This is a genomic window from Pseudonocardia sp. Ae717_Ps2 (assembly GCF_001932475.1).
In the GTDB taxonomy this organism is placed as follows: Bacteria; Actinomycetota; Actinomycetes; order Mycobacteriales; family Pseudonocardiaceae; genus Pseudonocardia.
Map to the genome: position 1 here is coordinate 3,275,997 of NZ_MCIS01000001.1, position 24,352 is coordinate 3,300,348.

At 76.1% G+C, this 24,352-nt stretch carries 5 protein-coding genes; 3 read left to right on the forward strand and 2 right to left on the reverse strand.

Features of this window, described 5'->3' with window-relative positions; genetic code table 11:
- Window positions 1-36 precede the first annotated feature (36 nt).
- The 3 genes from Ae717Ps2_RS15135 to Ae717Ps2_RS15145 are packed head-to-tail and all read left to right on the forward strand — an operon-like array spanning window position 37 to window position 2,456.
- Window positions 37-609 carry a LuxR C-terminal-related transcriptional regulator gene (locus Ae717Ps2_RS15135; RefSeq protein ID WP_158071499.1) on the forward strand — a complete coding sequence of 191 codons (573 nt, stop codon included), beginning with the start codon at window positions 37-39 and terminating at the stop codon, window positions 607-609.
- A 21-nt stretch (window positions 610-630) separates the two neighbouring features.
- Complete coding sequence (locus Ae717Ps2_RS15140; protein ID WP_369804840.1) at window positions 631-2,235, forward strand: acyl-CoA carboxylase subunit beta; 1,605 nt, start codon at window positions 631-633, stop codon at window positions 2,233-2,235.
- Window positions 2,232-2,456: an acyl-CoA carboxylase epsilon subunit gene (locus Ae717Ps2_RS15145; RefSeq protein WP_075306855.1), complete on the forward strand. Its 225-nt coding sequence runs from the start codon at window positions 2,232-2,234 to the stop codon at window positions 2,454-2,456. Before Ae717Ps2_RS15140 ends, Ae717Ps2_RS15145 begins: the two co-directional genes overlap by 4 nt.
- 135 nt (window positions 2,457-2,591) lie before the next feature.
- Here Ae717Ps2_RS15145 and Ae717Ps2_RS15150 read toward each other — a convergent pair whose 3' ends face one another.
- Window positions 2,592-3,650 carry a DegT/DnrJ/EryC1/StrS aminotransferase family protein gene (locus tag Ae717Ps2_RS15150; protein WP_075306857.1) on the reverse strand — a complete coding sequence of 353 codons (1,059 nt, stop codon included), beginning with the start codon at window positions 3,648-3,650 and terminating at the stop codon, window positions 2,592-2,594.
- Window positions 3,651-3,751: 101 nt separating this feature from the next.
- The gene (locus tag Ae717Ps2_RS15155; RefSeq protein ID WP_075333530.1) at window positions 3,752-24,322 is read right to left on the reverse strand and encodes a type I polyketide synthase; all 20,571 of its coding nucleotides are present in this window, start codon (window positions 24,320-24,322) and stop codon (window positions 3,752-3,754) included.
- Between the last annotated feature and the right edge of the window lie 30 nt (window positions 24,323-24,352).

The following is a 24,352-nucleotide window of genomic DNA, read 5'->3' on the forward strand; positions in this document are numbered from 1 at the left end:
TCACAGTCACGCGGCCCCGGGGCGCACCAGTCCTGCATGGTGTCCCTGGACCGATCGCTGCGGATCGTCGCGGCGAATCAGGAGATGTTCCGGCGGTTCCGTCAGCAGCTGCACGAGGACCTCTGCGGGTCGGCGTTCTGTGACCTGCTCGACCCGAGCGTGCGGACCGCGGTGCACGGTCGGCTGCAGCGGCTGCTCGACGGTCAGCAGTCCCGGTTGAAGGACACCACGGTCACGCTGCAGTCCCCCGAGGGGCAGCTCCAGGGCGAGCTGACCGCGACCCCGTTCGCCCGCGGGGCGGGCCGGATCGAGGGCGTCATCGCCGTCCTCGCGCCGCACGCCGAGCGCGGCGCGCCGGTCCCGCGACCGCGCCGGATCCTGTCCGACATGGACGCCAAGATCCTCGAAGGGGTGGCATCGGGGGCGTCCACCGTCCAGCTCGCCTCGACGTTGTTCCTCAGCCGCGGCGGGGTGGAGTACCACGTCACCTCCCTGCTGCGCCGCATGAAGGTCAAGAACCGTCCGGCGCTGATCTCGAAGGCGTACGCGCTCGGGATGTTCGAGATGGGGTCGTGGCCCCCGCAGGTCGTCGCCGACCACGTGAAGTGAGCGGAGCCGACCGACGGAGGGATGGACATGACCACGACCAGGGACGGCGTCGGCACGACCGGGGACCCCACCGAGCCCGACCTGCGGTCGCGGGTCGGTGAGCTCGCCGAGCTGCGTGAGCAGGCCCGCAGCGGCCCGTCGGCGCAGGCGACCGCGGCCCAGCACGCCCGCGGGAAGCTCACCGTGCACGAACGGCTCGAACTGCTGCTCGACCCCGGTTCGTTCCGGGAGATCGAACGCTTCCGCCGGCACCGCGCCCACGGGTTCGGGCTCGAGGACCGCCGGCCGCACTCCGACGGCGTCGTCACCGGCTGGGGGCGGATCGACGGACGGACGGTCTTCGTCTACGCCCACGACTTCCGCATCTTCGGCGGCTCGCTCGGTGAGGCCCACGCCAGCAAGATCCACAAGGTCATGGACATGGCCGAGGCGGCCGGGGCACCGCTGATCGCGCTCAGCGACGGGGCCGGGGCCCGCATCCAGGAGGGGGTCACGGCGCTCGCGGGCTACGGCGGGATCTTCCGCCGCAACGTCCGCTCGTCCGGGGTGATCCCGCAGATCAGCGTGATGCTCGGGCCGTGCGCCGGTGGCGCCGCCTACTCCCCCGCACTCACCGACTACGTGTTCATGGTCCGCGACGTCGCGCAGATGTACATCACCGGGCCGGACGTCGTGTCCGCGGTCACCGGTGAGGACATCGACCACGAGGGGCTCGGCGGCGCGCACGTGCACGCGACGCGGTCGGGTTCCGCCGGCTTCGTCCACGACGACGAGGCCTCCTGCTTCGCCGACGTCCGGCACCTCGTCTCGCTGCTGCCGTCCAACAACCGGGAGGCGCCACCACGGGTCCAGACCGGTGATCCCGCCGACCGGCCCACCTCGTCCCTGCTGGACCTCGTCCCCGCCGACACGACGCGCGCCTACGACATGCGCGCGGTCGTCGCGGAGATCGTCGACGACGGCGACCTGTTCGAGGTGCACGCGGACTGGGCGCCGAACATCGTCTGCGGGTTGGCCCGGCTCGACGGGCACACCGTCGGGATCGTGGCGAACCAGCCGGCCTCGCTCGCGGGCGTGCTGGACATCGCGGCCTCGGAGAAGGCGGCCCGCTTCGTGTCCACCTGCGACTCGTTCAGCATCCCGCTGGTCACGCTGGTCGACGTGCCGGGCTTCCTCCCGGGCGGCGACCAGGAGCACCGCGGGATCATCCGGCACGGTGCGAAGCTCCTGTACGCCTACTGCAACGCCACGGTGCCCCGGGTGCAGCTGATCCTGCGCAAGGCCTACGGCGGTGCCTACATCGTCATGGACTCCCGCTCCATCGGCGCCGACATCTCGCTCGCGTGGCCGACCAACGAGATCGCGGTGATGGGGGCCGAGGCCGCCGCGAACGTCGTCTTCCGGCGGGAGATCGCCGGCTCGCCGGACCCGGAGGCGACGCGGCTGCAGCGGATCAAACAGTACCGCCAGGAGCTGATGCACCCCTACTACGCCGCCGAGGCCGGCCTGGTCGACGACGTCATCGACCCCGCCGACACCCGGTCCGCCCTGGTCGACGCCCTGGCCGTGCTGCGTGCCAAGCGTGCCGACCTGCCGTTCCGCAAGCACGGGAACCCGCCGACGTGAGCGGCCGCACGACCGCGGGCACCGGCTCCCCCGGGCCGGTGCCGGCGGCGGTCCACGTCCTGCGCGGGCGACCGGACGACGCCGAGCTGGCGGCGCTCGTCGCCGCCGTCCTGGCCGCTCGGCGGCCCGCCCCCGCCACCGCCACGCCGCGGGCCCGGCCGGTGTCGTGGGGCGGCCCGCCCGGCTTCGTCGCTCCGACCAGCTGGATCGGACCGGGCTGACGGCGTCGGTCCGGGATCGCTGTCCCGGACCGGGCCGGCTCTCTCGGTCCGGGCCGGCACCGCCCCGGCCGACGCGGCACTCATCGCCGACGCGGCGCTCACCGCGGGCACCTGCCCGCGATGAGCGCCGCGCCCTCAGCCCTCGTGCGGGAAGGACCGGACCGCGTCGATGATCGCGTCCTGGTCGGCCGTGGACAGCCCGGTGTGGGTGGGCAGGTAGAGCCCGGTCTCGGCGTAGCGGTGTGCGGTGAGCTCCGGCCAGCGCGGGTCGAGGTACATCGGCTGACGGCTCATCGGCTTGAAGAACACCCGGGTCTCCACACCCGCGGAACTCAGGTGCGTGCGCAGGTCGTCACGGCGTTCGTGCAGCAGGTCGTACATCCACAGCACGTCGCGCGGGGGCATGCGGGTCAGGCCCGGCACGTGCTCGAGGCCGGCGTCGTAGCGCTTCTCGATCTCCCGGCGGCGCTCGAGGATCTCGTCGAGGGCCTCGGTCTGGGCGAGCGCCACGGCGGCCTGCAGGTTGGTCATCCGGAAGTTGAAGGCGAGCTTGCGGTGCAGGAACGTGTGGTCGGGGTCGAACGCCATCCCCCGCAGGTGCGCCATCTGGGCGGCGAGGCGCGGGGAGTCGGTCAGGCAGATCCCGCCCTCCCCCGAGGTGATGATCTTGTTGCCGAACAGCGAGAAGCAGGCGATGTCCCCCACCGGGCGGACGCCGTGGGCCTCGGCCGAGTCCTCGACGACGGAGAGGTTGTAGTCGTGCGCCAGGGCCATCACCGCGTCCATGTCGCAGCGGCGGCCGTAGACGTGCACCGGCATGATCGCCCGGGTGCGCGGGGTGATGGCCTCCTCGATCCGGGTGACGTCGATGTCGAGGTCGTCGGCGCAGTCGACGAAGACCGGGGTGGCGCCGTTGTAGGTGACCGCGAACGCCGACGCGATCATCGTGAACTCCGGGACGATCACCTCGTCCCCTGGCCCGATGTCCAGCGCGCGCAGGGCCAGGGTCAGGGCGGTGGTCCCCGACGAGCAGGCCACGCCGTGGGCGGAGCCGTTCCAGTCGGCGAAGGCCCGCTCGAACCGGGCCACGTAGGGGCCCTGCGAGGAGATCCAGCCGGACTCGACGGCGTCGGTGACGTAGTCGCGTTCCCGGTCGGTGAGATACGGCTTGGACACCGGATGGACGATGGTCATGGGCTCCTCGCAGGGGCTGGTGCGGACGCTCTCCCGGCGCGACGCTAGGTCCGCGGCGCCCCGGAATCGCCTAGTACGGGGCGCCGCGCGACCCGGATCGCTCACCCGTCGCCGAGCTCCTGGTCGAGCAGGGCGAACATCTCGTCGTCGGTGGCGTCGGCGAGGTCGACCGAGCCCGCGCTCGCGCCGTCGCGGGCGTGGCGCACATCGGCCCAGCGGTCGCGCAGCGCGTCGAGCCGGCCGGTGACGGTGCGGTGCAGCCGGTCGTCGGCCTCGATCCCGGCCAGGGCCCGTTCGAGCCGGTCGAGCTCGTCGAGCAGGGTCTCGGCCGCCGACGGCGGGTCGAGGTCCAGCTGGTCGAGGACGTGCGCGGCGAGCTCGGCGGGGGTCGGGAAGTCGAACACCAGCGTCGCGGCGAGCCGCAGTCCGGTCTCGGCGGAGAGCCGGTTGCGCAGCTCGACCGCGGTGAGCGAGTCGAACCCGAGGTCGGTGAACGCCCGGTCCGGTCCGATCGCGGACGCGTCGCCGTGGCCGAGCACCTCGGCGGCCCGCTCCCCGATCAGCGTCTCCACGATGCGGGTGCGGGTGCCGGCGTCGGCCGCGGTGAGCCGGGCCAGCAGCTCGGCGGCCCGGGCCGGGTCGGGGGCGCCGCCGGCGTCGCTGCGGGGCCGGACCAGCCCCCGCAGCAGCGGTGGCACCTCGCCGCGGGCGGCGACCGCGGCGGTGTCGAGCTGCAGCGGCAGCACGACGGCGGACCCGGCCGCGGCGCCGGCGTCGAGCAGGGCGAGGCCCTGCTCGACCGGCAGCGGCGGCAGTCCCGCGCGGGCGAGCCGCTCGGCGGCGACGTCGTCGAGCATGCCGGGCCCCCGCCAGGTTCCCCAGGCCAGCGAGACGGCGGGGAGGCCCGCGGCACGACGGCCCGCGGCGAGCGCGTCGAGGAACGCGTTGCCCGCGGCGTAGTTGCCCTGTCCGGGGTTGCCGAAGGTGCCGACGGCCGAGGAGAACAGCACGAAGGTGTCGACGCCGGTCGCCAGCTCGTGCAGGTTCCAGGCGGCGTCGACCTTGGGCCGCAGGACGTCCCGCACCCGCTCGGGGGTGAGCCCGGCGAGCGTCGCGTCGTCCAGGACGCCCGCGGCGTGCACGACGGCGGTGACCGGGTGCTCGTCGAGGACGCGGGCCAGCGCGGCGCGGTCGGCCGCGTCGCAGGCGAGCAGCGTGGCCCCGGTGCCGAGCGCACGGACCTCGTCCAGCAGTTCGGCGGCGCCGGCGGCGTCGGGTCCGCGCCGGCTGAGCAGCACCAGCGTCCGCGCCCCGCGCTCGGCCAGGTGCCGGGCGACGGCACGGCCGAGGCCGCCGGTCGCGCCGGTGAGCAGGACGTCGGCGTCCCGCCACGGGTCGGTGCCCGTGGGCAGCTCGGTGCGGACGAGACGGGGCACGCGGACCTGCCCGTCGCGGACCCGGGTCTCCGGTTCGCCGACCGTGAGTGCGCGGGCCTCCGTGTCTCCGGGTGCCGTGTCCGGGTCGAGGTCGAGCAGGCCGATCCGGCCCGGGTGCTCCGACGCCGCGGAGCGGACCAGGCCGCGCACGGCGGCCACGGCCGGGTCGTCGCCCCGGGTGACGACGACGAGGCGTCCGTCGCCGTCGTGTGCGGCCCACTCCTGGAGCAACGCCAGCGCGCGCCGGGTGAGTGCGTGCGCTCGTGTGGCCTCGGTGCCCTCGGGGCCGGCGTCGAGTGCGACGAGGACGGTGCCGCCGCCGGTGGTGGTGAGCGCGGCCGGGTCGGTGTCGTGGATGTCCACCCAGGACAGTCCGGCGAGCGCGAACGGGTCAGGCCCGACCAGGGTGACGGGGCCCGTGGTGCCGGTCCCGCCGCCGGGGACCTCGACGTGCTCGACGAGGTAGGCCGTCGGTGCGCCGCCCAGCCGGGAGGGGTCCAGCGGGCGCACGGTGAGCCGGTCGACGGTGACCACGGGCGCGCCGGTGGCGTCGGTGACCAGCACCGACATGGCGTCGCCGGTGGGGCGCAGCCGGGCCAGCGCCGCACCGGTCCCGGAGCGGTGCACGGTGACCCCGCTCCAGGCGAAGGGCAGACCGCCCGCTCCACCGGATCCGTCGCCGGAGAGCATCCAGGCGTGGAGGACGGCGTCGAGCAACGCCGGGTGCACGCCGTAGGCGGCGTCCCGGACGTCCTCGGGGAGCCGGACCTCGGCGTAGACGTCGTCGCCGTCGCGCCAGGCGGAGGTCAGCGCCCGGAAGGCGGGGCCGTAGGCGAAGCCGCGGTCGGCGAGGACGTCGTAGCCGCCGTCGAGCGGGACCGGGACGGCACCGACCGGGGCGTTCGCGGTGTCGCCCGGCGTCCCGCCGGTGCCCGCCGGGGCCAGCAGGCCCTCGGCGTGCAGCGTCCAGGGGTCGTCGCCGCCCGGGCGGGAGTGGACGGCGACGGTGCGCCGGCCGTCCGCGCCGGGCTCGGCGACGGTGACCTGCAGCCGGATCCCGCCGTCGGGGACGACCAGCGGGGCGGCCAGGGTCAGCTCGTCGATGTGCGGGCAGCCGAGCCGGTCCCCGGCGCGGGCCGCGAGCTCGACGAACGCGGTGCCGGGCAGCAGGGTCGCGCCGGCGACGACGTGGTCGGCGATCCAGGGGTGGGTGCCCGCGGAGAGCCGGCTGGTGAACACGACCGCGTCGGACCCGGCCAGGTCGACGGCCGCGCCGAGCAGCGGGTGCCCGGCGGTGCTCAGCCCGAGCCCGTCGGCGTCGCGGGGCAGGGCCGACGGCGACGGCCAGTACCGGCGGTGCTCGAAGGCGTAGGAGGGCAGTGCGGTGCGTCGCCCGCCGGGGGCGGTCGCGGCCCAGTCGACGGTGCCGCCCGCGGTCCAGAGCCGGGCGAGCGCGGTGAGCGCAGTGGCGTCCTCGGCCCGGCCGTCGCGCAGCAGCGGTGCGGCGGCCGCGTCCGGTACGAGGTCGGCGAGCATCGCGGTGAGGACTCCGCCGGGTCCCGCCTCCAGGAAGCGGGTCACCCCGGCCTCGGTCAGCGCGGTGACCCGGTCGGCGAACCGGACCGTGTCCTGGACGTGCGCGACCCAGTACTCCGGGTCGGTGACCTTGGCGGTCGCCTCGCCGCCGACCTCGATCGGCAGCTCCGGCTCGTCGAAGGTCAGCGATCCGACGACGGCGCGGAAGTCCTCCGCCATCGGCTCCATCAACACCGAATGGAACGCGTGCGAGGTGTTCAACCGCTTGTGACGGAACCCCTCCACCACCGCCAGAACCTCGGCCTCCACACCCGACAGCACCACCGACGACGGACCGTTCACCGCCGCCAACGACACCCCACCGGTCAGCAGCGGGACGACCTCCGCTTCGGAGGCCTGCACCGCCACCATCACCCCACCCGACGGCAGCGCCTGCATCAACCGCGCCCGCGCCGCCACCAACACCGCAGCATCAGGCAGGGACAACACACCCGCCACATGCGCAGCGGCGATCTCCCCCACCGAATGCCCCGCGAGCCGATCCGGACGGACCCCCCACGACTCCAACAACCGGAACTGCGCCACCTGCAGGGCGAACAACGCAGGCTGGGCGACACCGGTCGCATCCAGGGCAGCGGGGTCGTCGGAGAACACGACCGCACCCAGATCCGTCAGCGCCGGGTCCGCATCGGCCAGCTCAGCCAGCACCGCATCGAACGCCTCCGCGAACACCGGGAACGCCTCGTACAGACCACGACCCGCACCCGGACGCTGCGAACCCTGACCCGAGAACACCACCGCGGTGCCACCCGGCACGACAGCGCCCCGCGCAACCTCCGACGGCCCCGTCCCGTCGTGCAGCAACACCGCACGGTGATCGAACACCGCACGCGTGGTGGCCAGGGAGAACGCCACATCCACCGGACGCGGGTCGTCCAGCGCCGACATCCGGGCGGCCTGCCCGTCCAGAGCACCGGAGGTACGGGCCGACAGCGGCCACGCGACGACACCCGCCGGCTCGACAGCCGGCTCAGGGGTGTCGGCGGGGGCGGCCTGCTCCAGGATCACGTGGGCGTTGGTGCCGCTGATCCCGAACGAGGACACCGCAGCCCGGCGGGCCCGGCCGGTCTCCGGCCAGGCGGTCGGCTCGGCGACCAGCTCGACCGCGCCCGCGGACCAGTCCACGTGCGACGACGGGGTGCCCGCGTGCAGGGTGGCCGGCACGGTCCCCCGCCGCATCGCCTCCACCATCTTGATCACCCCGGCCACACCCGCGGCGGCCTGGGTGTGCCCGATGTTCGACTTCACCGACCCCAACAGCAACGGGACCTCACGGTCCCGCCCGTAGGTCGCCAGCAACGCCTGCGCCTCGATCGGGTCACCCAGCGCGGTACCGGTGCCGTGGCCCTCGACCACGTCGACGTCGCCGGTGCTCAGCCCCGCTGCGGCGAGCGCGGCGCGGATCACCCGCTGCTGCGACGGGCCGTTCGGAGCGGTCAACCCGTTCGACGCACCGTCCTGGTTCACCGCCGACCCGCGCAGCACCGCCAGGACCTCGTGCCCGTGGCGGCGGGCGTCCGACAGCCGCTCCAACACGACCAGACCGACACCCTCACCCCACCCGACACCGTCGGCGTCGTCGGAGAACGCCTTGCACCGGCCGTCGACGGACAGGCCCCGCTGACGTGAGAACCCGATCAGCGCACCAGGGGCGGACATGACGGTCACCCCGCCGGCGACGGCGAGATCGGACTCCCCCGCACGCAGCGCCTGCGCCGCCAGGTGCAGGGCGACCAGCGACGACGAGCAGGCGGTGTCGACGGTGACCGCGGGCCCCTCGAAACCGAAGGTGTAGGACACCCGGCCGGACGCGACGCTGCCGGAGCTGCCGGTGACCTGGGTCCCGGCGTCGGAGCCGTCGAGCAGGGTGGCGTAGTCGTTGTACATGACGCCGGTGAACACCCCGGTCCGCGAACCGCGCAACGCAGCCGGGTCGATCCCGGCGTTCTCGACGGCCTCCCAGGTGGTCTCCAGCAGCAGGCGGTGCTGCACGTCGGTGCCGACCGCCTCGCGCGGGCTCATCCCGAAGAACGCGGGGTCGAAGTCCCCGGCGTCGTGCAGGAAGCCGCCGTGGCGGGTGTAGGCCGTGCCGGGGTGGTCCGGGTCCGGGTGGTAGAGCGCGGCGAGGTCCCAGCCACGGTCGGTCGGGAACCCGGAGATCGCGTCGGTGCCGCTGTCGACGAGCCGCCACAGGTCCTCGGGCGAGGCGACCCCGCCGGGGAACCGGCAGGCGGTGCCGACCACGACGACCGGGTCGTCGCCGGTCGCCAGGGTGGCCCGGGTACGGGGGCCGGGCACCGCGTCGGTGGTGCCGGACAGCTCGGCGTCGAGGTGGCGGGCCAGCGCGGTGGCGTTCGGGTGGTCGAACACCAGTGTCGCGGGAAGGTCCAGACCGGTGACGGTCTGCAGGTGGTTCCGCAGCTCGATCGCGGCGAGCGAGTCGAACCCGAGGTCGTTGAACGACCGGTCCGGGTCGACGGCCTCGGCATGGGCATGGCCGAGGGCCGACGCGACACGCTCCCGCACCAGGGTCAGCAGCGCGGCGGCGCGGGCGTCGGCGTCGAGGCCGGCGAGGCTCCCGGTCAGCGCCGCGGCGCCGGTGTCGGCGGTGCGGCGGCGGGTCGTGCCCGCGGTGTCGCGCAGCAGGGCGGGCACGGTGTCGGTGCGGGCCCGGACGGCCCGCCGGTCCACGATCATCGGTGCGACGACGGGGACGTCGGCGGCGAGCGCCGCGGAGAACAGCAGCTCGCCGTCCTCCTTCCCGACCGGCGGGACGCCGTGGGCGACCATCCGCGCCCGGTCGGCGTCGGACAGCCAGGCGCCGAGTCCGGCGCCGACGTCCCACAGGGAGAACGCGGTGGCGGTGGCCGGGAGTCCCGCGGCGTGCCGGTGCGCGGCGAGGGCGTCGAGGAACACGTTCGCGGCGGCGTACCCGCCCTGCCCGGCGGCGAGCACCTGCCCACCCGCCGAGGAGACCAGGACGAACGCGGCCAGGTCGGCACCCGCGGTGAGCTCGTGCAGGTACCAGGCGGCGTCGGCCTTCGCCGCGAGGAGCCCGTCGAGGCGCTCCGGGGTCATGGTGGTGACCAGGCCGTTGTCGCCGACACCGGCGGCGTGCACGACCCCGGTGAGCGGGGTGTCCAGACCGTCGAGGAGGGCGGCGAGGGCCGCGCGGTCGGCGACGTCGCAGGCCACGACGTCGGCGGTGGCGCCCAGCGCGGCGAGCTCGGCGACGAGCTCGGCGGCGCCGGGGGCTGCCGGGCCGCGACGACCGGCCAGCACGAGCCGGCGCACGCCGTGCGTGGTGACCAGCCGGCGGGCCATGACGGCGCCGAGCCCGCCGGTGCCGCCGGTGACCAGGACGGTGCCGTCCGGGTCGAACGCCGGGCCGGCCGCGTCCGGGTCGACGGTGACCGGCCGCAGCCGCGGCACCAGCAGGGTCCCGTCGCGCAGCGCCAGCTCGGGCTCGTCGAGCGCGACGGCACCGGCGACGGTGGCGTCGTCGGGGTCAGGGGCGTCGGGGTCGGCGTCGAGCAGCACGAACCGGCCGGGGTTCTCGGCCTGGGCGGCGCGCAGCAGGCCCCAGACCGGGGCGGTCACGACATCGGTGTCGTCCCCGCCCCCGGGACCGGCGGGGACGGCGCCGCGGGTGCGCACGACCAGGGTGGATCCCGAGCAGCGCTCGTCGGTCAGCCAGGCACCAACGGTGTCGAGCACCGCGGCCAGGGTCGCGCGGACCGCGGCCGGGACGTCGACGTCGGCGGGTGCGGCCGGGACGGACAGCACGACCACCGGGGGAACCGGCTCCGTGGGGACGCCGCCCGCCTCCCAGGTCGCGACGGACCCGCCGGCGGCGGGGGCGCCGGCGACCGGCGCGAGGGGCTGCCACACGACGGCGTGCAGGCCACCGCGCGGCGCGGCGAGGGCGGCCGGGTCGACCGGGCGGCCGGTCATCGTCGCGACGTCGAGCACCGGGCGCCCGGCGGCGTCGGTGATCTCCAGCGTGAACGCGGTCGCGGAGGTGCGGACGAGGCGGACCCGCACCCGGGTCGCGCCGACCGCGTGCAGCGCCACTCCCGACCAGGAGAACGGGATGACGGCCTGCTCGCCCTCCCCGGCGAGGATCGCCACGTGCATGGCGGCGTCGAGCAGCGCCGGGTGGATCCCGTACCCGGTGCCCCCGGGCCCGGGGTCCCCGCCGGGCAGCTCGACCTCGGCGAACAGCTCGTCGCCGCGCTGCCAGGCCGCGGTGAGGCCGCGCAGCAGCGGCCCGTAGTCGAACCCGCGGGTGGCGAGTCGGTCGTAGTCGACGGGCAGCGCGACGGCGTCGGCGGGCGGCCACTCGGTGGTGCCTGCCGTCGGCGACGGGGTGCATCCCGGCGTCGCGCCGGTGCCCAGCAGTCCGGTGGCGTGCCGGACCCAGGGCTCGCCCGGCTCGTCGGCGCGGGAGTGGACGGTCACCGGGCGGCGACCGCGCTCGTCGGCGGTGCCGACGGTGACCTGCAGGATCCGGGCGGTGTCGTCGGGCAGGGGCAGCGGGGCGTCGAGGGTCAGCTCGTGCAGCACACCGGAGCCGGTCTCGTCGCCGGCCCGCAGGACGAGCTCGACCAGGGCGCTGCCGGGCACCAGCACCGACCCCAGCACGGTGTGGTCGGCGACCCACGGGTGCGACGCGGTCGAGATCCGGCCGGTCAGGGTGGTGCCGCCGCCGTCGGCGGCGGGGACGACCGCGGCGAGGACCGGGTGGTCGGCGTCGGTCAGTCCGGCGCTGTCCAGGCCCGCCCCGGTGGTGCCGGCGGGCAGCCAGAACCGCTGGTGCCGGAACGCGTAGGTGGGCAGCGTGGTGCGCCGGGCCCCGGTGCCCTCGAAGAGGGCGGCGAGGTCGACGGGGATCCCTCGGGCGTGCAGCCGGAACGCGGCCGCGACGACGGAGTCCTCCTCGTCGCGGCCGGCGCGCAGCGCGGCGACGGCGGGGACGCCCGTCGGCAGGGTGGCGGCCGCGGCACCGGTCAGCGTGGCGTCCGGGCCGACCTCGAGCACGGCCGCGGCGCCGTGCGCGGCGAGCGCGCCGACGGCGTCGGCGAACCGGACGGGGCGGCGGACCTGCTCGACCCAGTAGTCGGGGGTGGTGACCTGCCCGGCGGTCACGAGCCGCCCGGTGACGTCGGAGACCAGCGGCAGCGCCGGCTCGTGGAGGGTGAGCCGGTCGACCACGGCGCGCAGGTCGTCGAGCATCGGTTCCATCGCCGCGGAGTGGAAGGCGTGCGACACGGAGAGCTGCCGGTGCCGCAGGTCGGCCACCGCGGGGAGCACGCTCGCGGCGGGCCCGGACAGCACGACGGCGTCCGGGGCGTTGACCGCGGCGAGCTCCACACCGTCGCCGAGGCGGTCGGCGACGGCGGCCTCACCGGCACGCACCGACACCATCACCCCGCCGGCGGGGAGGGCGGCCATCAGCCGGGCCCGCGCGACGACGAACGCGGCGGCGTCGGGCAGGTCGAACACGCCGGCGAGGTGGGCGGCGGTGATCCCGCCGAGGGAGTGCCCGGCGAGCACACCGGGGGTGACGCCCCACGACTCCAGCAGCCGGTACAGCGCGACCTCGACGGCGAACAGCGCGGGCTGAGCCAGCGCGGTGTCGTCCAGTGCCGCCGCGTCGTCGCCCCACAGCACCTCGGTGAGCGGGCGGTCGAGGTGGCGGTCCAGCGCGGCGGCGACCTCGTCGAACGCGGCCGCGAACGCCGGGAAGCGGCGGTGCAGGGTGCGTCCGGCACCGAGGCGCTGGGCGCCCTGGCCGGAGAACACCATGGCCGGCGGACCGGCGGTGGCGGTCTCGAGGACGGTGCCCGGGGTGGGTGTGCCGTCGGCCAGGCCGCGCAGCGCGGCGACCGGGTCCGCGGGGTCGAGGACCGCGCGGTGGGTCAGCGCCGCGCGAGTGGTGGCCAGCGAGAACGCGATGTCGACCGGCTCGATCCGGGTGTCGGTGCTGTCGGTGCTGTCGGCGGTGGTGGCGCCGTCGACGTGGGCGAGCAGCCGGGCGGCCTGAGCGCGCAGCGCGTCCGGGTCGGCGGCGGACAGGGTCCAGGGCCGGGTGCCGGTGCGCTGCTGCGGAGCGGGCGCGCCGGAGTCCGGGGTCGTGGGTTCGGGCTCGTGTTCGAGGATGACGTGCGCGTTGGTGCCCGACAGCCCGAACGACGACACCGCCGACCGGCGGGCCCGGCCGGTGTCCGGCCACGGCGTCGCCGCGGTGACCAGCTCGACCGCGCCGGAGGACCAGTCCACGTGCGAGGACGGGGTGCCGGCGTGCAGCGTCGCGGGCACGGTGCCCCGACGCATCGCCTCGATCATCTTGATCATCCCGGCGACGCCGGCTGCGGCCTGGGTGTGGCCGATGTTGGACTTGACGGTGCCGAGCAGCACCGGGGTCTCACGGTCCTGGCCGTAGGTGGCGAGCAGGGCCTGGGCCTCGATCGGGTCGCCGAGGGTGGTGCCGGTGCCGTGGGCCTCGACGACGTCGACGTCGCCGCTGGTCAGGCCGGCGGAGGCGAGTGCGGTGCGGATCAGCCGCTGCTGGGAGGGCCCGTTGGGAGCGGTGAACCCGTTGGAGGCGCCGTCGGAGTTGACCGCGGTGGCCCGGACGACGGCGAGCACGGGGTGGCCGTTGCGGCGGGCGTCGGAGAGCCGCTCGACGAGCAGCACCCCGGCTCCCTCGCCCCAGGCGACGCCGTCGGCGTCGTCGGAGAACGCCTTGCACCGCCCGTCGGCGGACAGCCCGCGCTGGCGGGAGAAGTCCACGAACATACCCGGGGTCGCCATCACCGTGGCGCCGCCGGCCACGGCCAGGTCGCACTCACCGGAGCGCAGCGCCGTCACGGCCAGGTGCAGCGCGACCAGCGAGGAGGAGCAGGCGGTGTCGACGGTGACGGCCGGGCCCTCCCACCCGTGGGTGTAGGCGATCCGTCCGGAGACGACCGAGCCACCGGAGGTTCCCGACGCGGACACGCCGAGTGCGTAGTCGTGGTACATGACGCCGGTGAACACGCCGGTGCGCGAGCCGCGCAGCGACGCGGGCGGGATGCCGGCGGCCTCCAGCGCCTCCCACGAGGTCTCCATCAGCAGCCGCTGCTGCGGGTCGGAGTAGAGCGCCTCGCGCGGGGAGATGCCGAAGAAGTCGGCGTCGAAGTCGGCGGCGTCGTGCAGGAAGCTGCCGCGGCGGGTGTAGCTGCGGCCCTCGACGCCCGGCTCGGGGTCGTACAGGCCGGGGTCCCAGCCGCGGTCGGCGGGCCAGTCGCCGACGGTCTCGGCCCCGGCGGCGACGAGGTCCCACAGACCGGCGGGTGAGGTGACCCCGCCCGGGTAGCGGCAGGACATGCCGATGACGGCGATCGGCTCGTCGTCGGTCGTGGTGCGCGCGGGGCGGTCCCGGCGGGTGCCAGCCGCGGCGGTGCCGAGGTCCGCGCCGCCGAGGTCGGCGGCGAGGTCGGTGAGCAGCGCGGTCGCGACGGCGGTGGCGTCCGGGTGGTCGAAGGCGAGCGTGGCGGGCAGGGAGAGCCCGGTCGCGGCCTCGAGCCGGTTGCGCAGCTCGATCGCGGCGAGCGAGTCGAAGCCGAGCTCGGAGAAGGCGCGGGTCGGTTCGACGGCGTCCGGGCCGGGATGCCCGAGGACGCCGGCGACCTCGGTGCGCACGAGCTGCAGGACGGTGTGCTGCCGTTCGGCGGCCCCCGTCCCGGCGAGCCGGGCGGTGAGCTCCCCGCGGGCGTCGGCGGTGCCGCTGCGGGTGGCGGCGGTGCGACGGCCCGGGGCGAGATCGCGCAGCAGCGCCGGGACGCCGTCGGTGCGGGCACGCAGCGCGGCACGGTCGACGGTCATGGCCAGGGCCAGCGACCGGGGTGTGTCGAGTGCGGCGGAGAACAGGGCCAGTCCCTCGTCGGCGCCGACGGCGGGCAGTCCCTGGGTGGCGAGCCGGGTCCGGTCGGCGTCGCCGAGCCGCGCGCCGAGGCCGGCGCCGACGTCCCAGAGCGAGAACGCGACGGCGGTCGCCGGTCTGCCGCAGGCGAGGCGGTGTGCGGCGAGGCCGTCGAGGAAGGTGTTCGCGGCGGCGTAGCCGGCCTGCCCGGCGGCGAGCACCGAGCCGCCCGCCGAGGACAGCAGCACGAACGCGGCCAGGTCGGCGTCGGCGGTGAGCTCGTGCAGGTGCCAGGCCGCGTCGGCCTTCGGGGCGAGGACGGCGTCGAGGCGGTCGGGCCCCAGGTCGGCGAGCAGGCCGGCGTCGCCGGTGCCCGCGGCGTGCACGACGGCGGTCAGCGGCCGGTCGAGCCCGTCCAGCAGGGCCGCGAGCGCGGCCCGGTCACCGGCGTCGCAGGCCACCACCCGGACCTGCGCACCCAGGGCGGTGAGCTCCTCGGCGAGCTCGCGGGCGCCGGGGGCGTCCGGTCCGCGTCGGCCGGTGAGCAGCAGGTGCCGCGCGCCGCGGTCGGTGACCAGATGCCGGGCGACGACCGCGCCCAGGCCGCCGGTGCCGCCGGTGACGAGCACGGTGGCGTCGGGGTCGAGTGCCGGGGCGCTCTCGCCGTCGGGGGCGGGCAGCGCGGTCACCCGGGGCACGAGGACGGCGCCGTCGCGGACGGCGGCCTCGGGCTCGCCGGACGCGGCGACCGCGGCGGCCGCGGCGGCCTCGGCCTCGGTCGGCGTGGACGTCGCGACGGCCGGGTCGAGGTCGAGGAGCACGACGCGGCCGGGGTGCTCGGCCTGCGCTCCGCGCACCAGGCCCCAGACGGCGGCAGCGACGGGGTCGGTGTCGTGGCCGGACGTGGTCGGGGCGGGCACGCCGCCGCGGGTGGCGACGACGAGCCGGGACGCGGCGAGCCGCGCGTCGGTGGTCCACTGCTGCAGGGCGGCGAGCACGGTCGTGAGCCGCTCGCGCAGGGTGGCGGGGACGTCGGCGCCGTCCGGGGTGGCGGGGACGGTCAGCAGCACGACCGGCGGGACCTCATGGTCGGCGGCCCCGCCGGCAGCACTGTCGTGCCCGACCGCCGTCTCCCAGGTGCCGGTGGTGTCGGTGGAGGGAGTGAGCGTCGCGCGGCGCCAGTCGACGCCGTACAGCGGAGCGACCGGGGCGGTGAACCGCTGCGCTGCGGCGGGGCGGGATGTGACGGTGCCGACGGTGAGGACGGGGCGTCCCGCGGTGTCGGCGAGGTCGAGGCGGCGCCCGGCGCCGGAGCGCACGAGCCGCACGCGGGCCGCGGACGCGCCGGTGGCGTGCAGGGTGACGTCGCCCCAGGCGAACGGGATCTCCACCTCGTCCGCGCCGGAGCGGGCGCCGCGCAGGAGCGCGGCGTGCATGGCGGCGTCGAGCAGGGCCGGGTGCACGCCGAACCCCGCGGGCGGGGCCGGGGTGGTGATCTCGGCGAGGAGGTCCTCACCGTCGGACCAGGCCGCGGTGAGTGCCCGGAACGCGGGGCCGTAGCCGAGACCCGCGTCGGCGAGGACGTCGTAGGCGTCGTCGACCGGGATCGGGGTGGCCCCGGCGGGCGGCCAGGCGCTCAGGTCGGCCGGGACGGTGGTGCCTGCGGCGGTGAGGACGCCGTCGGCGTGCCGGGTCCACGGCGCGTCGGTGCCGTCGGGGCGGGAGTGGATCCCCAGGGGGCGGGTGCCGTCGGCGCGGGCCGGGGCGACGGCGAGCTGCAGGACCAGCGCGCCGCGCTCGGGCAGGACCAGCGGGGCGAGCAGGGTGAGCTCGGCCAGCGCCGGGAGGTCGAGCTCGGTCCCGGCGTGCAGTGCGAGGTCGACCAGCGCGGACCCGGGCAGCACGGTGGCGCCGTGCACGGTGTGCTCGGCCAGCCACGGGTGGGTGGCGGTGGAGATGCGTCCGGTGAGGACGGCGGTGCCGTCCTCGGCGACGGGCACGACGGCGCCGAGCAGCGGGTGTCCGGTGGCGCGCAGGCCTGCGGCGGCCACGTCGGCGCCGCCGGTGGCGGCGGGCCAGAACGTCTGCCGGGCGAACGGGTGGGTGGGCAGGCGGACGGGGCGGGCGCCGGCGGGGCGCAGCAGGGCGGCCCAGTCGACGTCGGTGCCGCGGACGTCGAGCCGGGCCAGCGCGGTGAGCAGGGTGTGGGTCTCGTCCCGTCCGGCCCGCAGCACGGGGACCGCGTCGAAGCCCTCGGGCAGCATCCCGGACAGGGTCGCGTCCGGTCCGAGCTCGAGAACCCGGGTGACGCCGCGGGCGGTGAGGGTCTCGGCCATGTCGGCGAACCGGACGGTGTCGCGGACGTGGGCGACCCAGTAGCCGGGGTCGGTGACGTGGCCGGGGTCGGCGATCCGGCCGGTCCGGTTGGACAGCAGCGGCAGCAGCGGCTCCGCCGGGTCCAGGTCGGCGGCGACGGCGGCGAACCGGTCGAGCATCGGCTCCATCAGCGGCGAGTGGAAGGCGTGCGACACGGCGAGCCGCCGGTGCCGGAATCCCGCGGCGACGGCGAGCGCCTCGTCCTCGTCGCCGGACACCACGACCGAGTCGGGGCCGTTGACCGCCGCGATCGCGACGCCGGGGGTGAGCAGCGGGCGGATCTCGTCCTCGCTCGCGCGGACGGCGAGCATGGCCCCGCCGGTGGGCAGGGCCTGCATGAGCCGGGCGCGGGCGCCGACCAGGGCGCAGGCGTCGGCGAGGGACAGCACGCCGGCGACGTGGGCGGCGGCGATCTCACCGACGGAGTGACCGCCGACGACGTCGGGGGTGACGCCGAGGCTCTCGACGAGCCGGTGCAGGGCGATGCCGAGTGCGAACAGCGCCGGCTGTGCGGCGCCGGTGGCGTCGAGAGCGGCGGCGTCGTCGCCGTGCAGGGCCTCGGCGACCGGCCGGTCCAGGTGCGGGTCGAGCTCGGCGTCGACGGCGTCGAACGCCGCGGCGAAGACCGGGTGCCGTGCGTACAGCTCGCGGCCGGCGCCGAGGCGCTGGGCGCCCTGCCCGGGGAACAGCATCGCGAGCGGCCCGGGGCTCGCGATCCCCCGGGCGACCTCGACCGGCTCGCCGCCGGCGGTGTGCAGCAGCACGGCGCGGTGCGGCAGCCGGGCGCGGCGGGTGGCGAGGGTCCAGGCGGTGTCGAGCGGGTCGGTGCCCGCGCTGGTGAGCCGGGCGATCTGCCGGTCCAGGGCGTCGGCGGAGCGGGCCGAGACGGTCCAGGGCAGCACGGCGGGGACCGTGCGCTCCCCCGGCCCGCTGTCGGCGGTGGCCGGGGCCTGTTCGAGGACGACGTGGGCGTTGGTGCCGCTGATCCCGAACGAGGACACCGCGGCACGGCGGGCGCGGCCGGTGTCCGGCCAGGCCCGCGGGGTGGTGGCGAGCTCGACGGCGCCCGCGGTCCAGTCGACGTGCCGCGACGGGGTGCCGGCGTGCAGGGTCGGCGGGACCGTGCCGTGCCGCAGCGCCTCCACCATCTTGATCACTCCGGCGACACCGGCCGCGGCCTGGGTGTGCCCCAGGTTCGACTTCACCGACCCGAGCAGCAGCGGGGTGTCGCGGTCCTGCCCGTAGGTGGCCAGCAGCGCCTGCGCCTCGATCGGGTCGCCCAGTGCGGTGCCGGTGCCGTGGGCCTCGACGACGTCGACGTCGCCGGTGGTCAGCCCGGCGGCGGCGAGCGCGGCGCGGATCACCCGCTGCTGCGACGGGCCGTTCGGAGCGGTCAACCCGTTCGACGCACCGTCCTGGTTGACCGCGGACCCGCGCAGCACCGCCAGGATCTCGTGCCCGTGGCGGCGGGCGTCCGACAGCCGCTCCAGGACGACGAGGCCGACGCCCTCGCCCCAGGCGACGCCGTCGGCGTCGTCGGAGAAGGCCTTGCAGCGCCCGTCGGAGGAGAGCCCGCCCTGGACGGCGAACTCGGTGAAGGTCCCCGGCGAGGACATGACGGTGACGCCGCCGGCGAGGGCGACGTCGCACTCGCCGGTCCGCAGGGCCTGCGCCGCGAGGTGCAGGGCGACCAGCGACGACGAGCAGGCGGTGTCGACGGTGACGGCCGGCCCCTCGAACCCGAAGGTGTAGGACACCCGGCCCGAGGCGACGCTGGGTGAGCTGCCGGTGCCGCGCTGGCCCTCGAACCCGTCGGCGGCGAGGAGCTGGGCGTAGTCGGCGTACATGACGCCGGTGAACACGCCGGTGGCGCTGCCGTGCAGCGCGGTCGGGTCCATGCCGGCGCGTTCGAGCGCCTCCCAGGTGGTCTGCAGGAGCAGCCGCTGCTGGGGGTCGGTGGCCAGCGCCTCGCGCGGGCTCATCCCGAAGAAGGCGGGGTCGAACTGGGCGGCGGTGTGCAGGAAGCCGCCCTGGCGGCAGTAGCCGTCGTCGGCCGTGGTGTCGGGCCAGCCGCGGTCGGTGGGGAACCCGGTGACGGCGTCGGTGCCGTCGACGACGAGGCGCCACAGGTCCTCGGGGGTGTCGACGTCGCCGGGGAACCGGCAGGCGGTGCCGACGACGACGATCGGGTCGTCGTCGGTCGCGGCGGCGGCGCGGGTGGCCGGGGCCGCGGTGGCGGCGCCGCCGAGGCGGGAGTGGAGCAGCTCGGCGACGGCGTCGGCGGTGGGGTGGTCGAAGACCAGGGTGCTGGGCAGGGTGAGGCCGGTGGCCTCGGCGAGCCGGTTGCGGAGCTCGACGGCGGTGAGCGAGTCGAAGCCCTGCTCCTGGAAGGGGCGGCGGGGTTCGACGGCGTCCGGGTCGGTGTGCCCGAGGACGTCGGCGACGGCGCCGCGGACGAGGGTGCGCAGGGCGGGCAGGTCGGTGCCGGTCCGCTGCGCGCCACGGCGGCCGGGGCGGCGGGTGCCGGTGCGGGGGCCGGTCAGCGCGGTGAGGAGCGGGTGCACCCGGGTGCGGGCCCGCAGGGCGGGCAGGTCCAGGCGCATCGGGAGCAGCACGGGGGTGGTGTCGGCGGGGGCGGTGTCGAGGGCGGTGTCGAACAGGGCGGTGTCGAGGAGGGCGAGGCCGTCGGCGATCGACAGCGGTGGGGTGCCTGCCCGGGTGACGCGGGCGAGGTCGGTGGCGCCGAGGCTGCCGGCGAGCCCGACGGAGGGTTCCCAGGCGCCCCAGGCCAGCGACAGGGCGGGAGCACCGTGGCGGGTGCGGTGGACGGCGAGTGCGTCGAGGAAGGCGTTGCCCGCGGCGTAGGCGGCCTGGCCGGGGTTGCCCAGCGTCCCGGCGGCACTGGAGAACAGCACGAGCCGGGCGGTGGGGAAGGTCTCGTGCAGGGCCCAGGCGCCGTCGACCTTGGGGGCGAGGACGCGGTGGAGCCGGTCGTCGTCGAGGGCGGCGACGGTGGCGTCGTCGAGGACGGCGGCGGCGTGCACGACGGTGTCGACGGTGTGGGTCGCGGCGATGCGGTCGAGCAAGGCGCGGTCGGTGACGTCGCCGGTCTCGACGGTGACCGTGGCGCCGGCGGCGGCGAGGTCGGCGGCGAGGTCGTCCGTTCCGGCGACGGTGCTGCCGCGGCGCGAGAGCAGGACGATGTCGGTGACGTCGTGGGTGGTGGCCAGGTGGCGGGCGACGAGGGCGCCGAGACCGCCGGTGCCGCCGGTGATCAGCACGGATCCGCCGGGGGCGCCGGGTCCGTCGGTGGTGGTGTCGGGTGTCGTGGTGTCGGATGTCGTGGTGTGCCGGGCCACGCGCGGCAGGAGCAGGGTGCCGTCGCGCAGGGCGAGCTGCGGCTCGCCGGTGATGAGGGCGTGGGTGAGGGCGGCCGCGACGGCCGGGGTGGCGATCGTGGCCGGATCGGTGGGCGCCGGGTGGTCGGTGAGGGCCGGGTCGAGGTCGAGCAGCACGATGCGGCCGGGGTGTTCGCTCTGTGCGGAGCGGACGAGTCCCCACACGGCGGCGGCGGCGAGGTCGTGGCCGGTGGTGGCGCCGCGGGTGACGACGGCGAGCCGGGTGTCGGCGGGGGCGTCGTCGCCGGTCCAGGTGCGCAGTGCGGCGAGGACGGTGCGGGTGGCGGTGTGGGCGCGTTCGGCCGGGTCGGTGCCGGTGGCGGTGTCGGTCTGGGTGTCGGTCTCGGTGTCGGTGTCGGTGTCGGTGTCGACGACGAGCACGGCGAGGTCGGCGTCGGTGTCGGTGCTGGACGGGCTGTCGGGGTCGAGGACGGTGATCCGGGCCGGGGTGGTGTCGGTGCCGGTGGTGGGGGTCCAGTCGAGGACGAACACGGCGTCGTCGGCGGGCCGGTCGGCGCCGGGGAGGGTGGCGGGGCGGGTGACGAGTGCGTCGACGTCGGCGACGGGGCGGCCGTCGGTGCCGGTGAGGGTGACGGCGACGGTGTCGCCGTCGGCGCGCAGCCGCACCCGCAGGGTGCCGGTGGCGCGGGTGTGGAGGGTGGCGCCCTGCCAGGTGAAGGGCAGCCCGCCGCGGTCGCCGTCGCCGAACGCCGCGGCGTGCAGTGCGGCGTCGAGCAGGGCGGGGTGCAGGTGGTGGCGGGTGTCGGTGGTGTCGGGGGGCAGGGCGATCTCGGCGAGGACGTCGTCGCCGCGGTGCCAGGCGGCACGCAGGCCGCGGAAGGTGGGGCCGTAGTCGAACCCGTCGGCGGCGAAGCGGTCGTAGGTGCCGTCGAGGTCGACGGGCCGGGCGTCGGCGGGCGGCCAGGGCGCGGTGTCGTGGTCCGGGGTGGGGCCGCCGGGTGCGATGGTGCCGGTGGCGTGCCGGGTCCAGGGGCGGTCGGCGTCGGGGTCCGCGGGCCGGGAGTGGAGGTCGGCGCTGCGTCGGCCGTCGGTGTCGGGGGCCCCGAGGTGCAGCTGGATCTCGACGGCGCCGTGCTCGGGGAGGACCAGCGGTGCGGTGAGGGTGAGGTCGTCGATGCGGTCGCACCCGGTGTCCTGTCCGGCGTGCCAGAGGGCCTCGACGACGGCGGCGCCCGGTACGAGGACGTGCCCGTGGATGCGGTGGTCGGTGAGCCAGGGGTGGGTGTGCCGGGAGAGTCGTCCGGTGTAGACGGTCTCGTCGCCGGGGAGGTCGACAGCGGCGCCGAGCAGCGGATGCCCGACGGCATGCAACCCCGCAGCAGCCAGGTCACGCGACCCACCACCCACAGCAGGCCAGTAACGACGGTGCTCGAAAGCGTAGGTGGGCAACTCAACGACGCGACCACCGGATGCGGTGGCAGTCCAGTCGACCGCGCCACCGGACACCCACACCCGGGCCAGCGCCGTCAGTGCGGCCGTGTCCTCGGGCCGACCGTCACGCAGCACCGGTGCCGCCGTCGCGTCCGGCACCAGCTCGCCGAGCATCGCCGACAACACACCACCCGGCCCCACCTCCACGAACCGGGCCACACCCGCAGCCGACAACCCAGCAACCCGATCGGCGAACCGCACCGTGTCCCGCACATGAGCGACCCAGAACTCCGGATCGGTGACCACACCGGCCACCTCCACCGGCAGCGCAGGCTCGTCGAAGGACAGCGACCGGACCACGGTCCGGAACTCCTCCAGCACCGGCTCCATCAACACCGAGTGGAACGCGTGCGAAGTGTTCAACCGCTTGTGCCGGAACCCCTCCGCCACCGCGACAACCTCGGCCTCCACACCCGACAGCACCACCGACGACGGACCATTCACCGCCGCCAACGACACCCCACCGGTCAGCAGCGGGACGACCTCCGCTTCGGAGGCCTGCACCGCCACCATCACCCCACCCGACGGCAACCCCTGCATCAGACGCGCCCGCGCCGCCACCAGCGCCGCAGCATCCCCGAGGGACAACACACCGGCCACATGCGCAGCCGCGATCTCCCCCACCGAATGCCCCGCCAGCCGATCGACCCGCACCCCCCACGACTCCAACAGCCGGAACTGCGCCACCTGCAACGCGAACAACGCCGGCTGCGCAACACCCGTCGCATCCAAAGCGGCCGGATCCTCGGAGAACGCCACCGCACCCAGATCCGCCAGGACCGGGTCCGCATCGGCCAGCGCGGACAGCACCGCGTCGAACGCCTCCGCGAACACCGGGAACGCCTCATACAGACCGCGGCCCGCACCGGGACGCTGCGACCCCTGACCGGAGAACACCACCGCCGTCCCACCCGACACCACGATGCCCCGCGCGACCTCCGACGGTCCGGTCCCGTCGTGCACCAACACCGCACGCTGGTCGAACACCGCACGCGTCGTCGCCAGGGAGAACGCCACGTCCACCGGACGCGGGTCGTCCAGCACCGACATCTGCGCGACCTGCCCGTCGAGCGCGGCCACCGTGCGCGCGGACACCGGCCACGCCGCGGTCGCGGGCAGTGCCGGGGCCGGCTCCGGCTCCGGCTCGGCAGCGGGCTCGGGGAGCTCCAGGACGACGTGCGCGTTCGTCCCGGACACCCCGAACGACGACACCGCGGACCGGCGGGCGTGACCGGTCTGGGGCCAGGCGGTCTCCTCCGACACCAGCGTGACGGCGCCCGCCGACCAGTCGACGTGCGACGACGGGGTGTCGGCGTGCAGGGTCGCGGGCACGATCCCCCGCCGCATCGCCTCGATCATCTTGATCACCCCGGCCACGCCGGCGGCGGCCTGGGTGTGCCCGATGTTCGACTTCACCGACCCCAGCAGCAGCGGGGTCTCGCGGCCGGGGGCGCCGTAGGTGTCCAGCAGCGCCTGGGCCTCGATCGGGTCGCCCAGCGCGGTGCCGGTGCCGTGCGCCTCGACCACGTCGACCTCGCCCGGGCCCAGCCCGGCCGCGGCCAGCGCGGAGCGGATCACCCGCCGCTGCGACGGGCCGTTCGGCGCGGTCAACCCGTTCGACGCACCGTCCTGGTTCACCGCCGAGCCGCGCACCACGGCCAGCACCTCGTGTCCGAGGCGTCGGGCGTCCGACAGCCGCTCCAGCACGATCATGCCGACGCCCTCGGACCAGGCCACGCCGTCGGCGTCGTCGGAGAACGCCTTGCACCGGCCGTCGGAGGACAGGCCGCCCTGCCGGGCGAACTCGGCGAACGCGTGCGGGGTCGACAGGACCGTGACACCGCCGGCGACGGCGAGATCGCACTCCCCCGCACGCAGCGCCTGCGCGGCCAGGTGCAACGCCACCAGCGACGACGAGCACGCCGTGTCGACGGTGACGGCAGGCCCCTCCAGCCCGAAGGTGTAGGACAACCGGCCGGACAGGACGCTGGCCACCAGACCGGTGTCGGCGTGCCCCTCGTCGTCACCGAGCAACGCGGCGTAGTCCTGCCCGTTCGTGCCGACGAACACCCCGGTGGCGGTGCCGCGCAGCCCGACCGGGTCCAGGCCGGCCCGCTCCCACGCCTCCCAGGTGACCTCCAGCAGCAGCCGCTGCTGCGGGTCCATGCCCAGGGCCTCGCGGGGCGAGATGCCGAACAGGGCCGCGTCGAAACCGGCGACGTCGTCCAGGAAGCCGCCGCGGGTGGAGACCCCGTCGAGCTCCGGCGCGCCCAGGTCCCAGCCCCGGTCGGTGGGGAACGCCGAGGTGGCGTCGGTGCCGGAGGCGACCAGCTCCCACAGCTCCTGCGGGGAGGAGACACCACCGGGGAACCGGCAGCCGGACCCGACGATCGCGAGCGGCTCGGTGCGCTGCGCCTCCAGCTCCGCCACCCGCTCGCGGGTGCGGCGCAGATCCACGGCGACCCGCCGGAGCCGGTCGACGACCTTGTCCTGCTGCTCGTCCTGCACTGCTGCTCCTCGATTCCTGCCGGTCGCCGG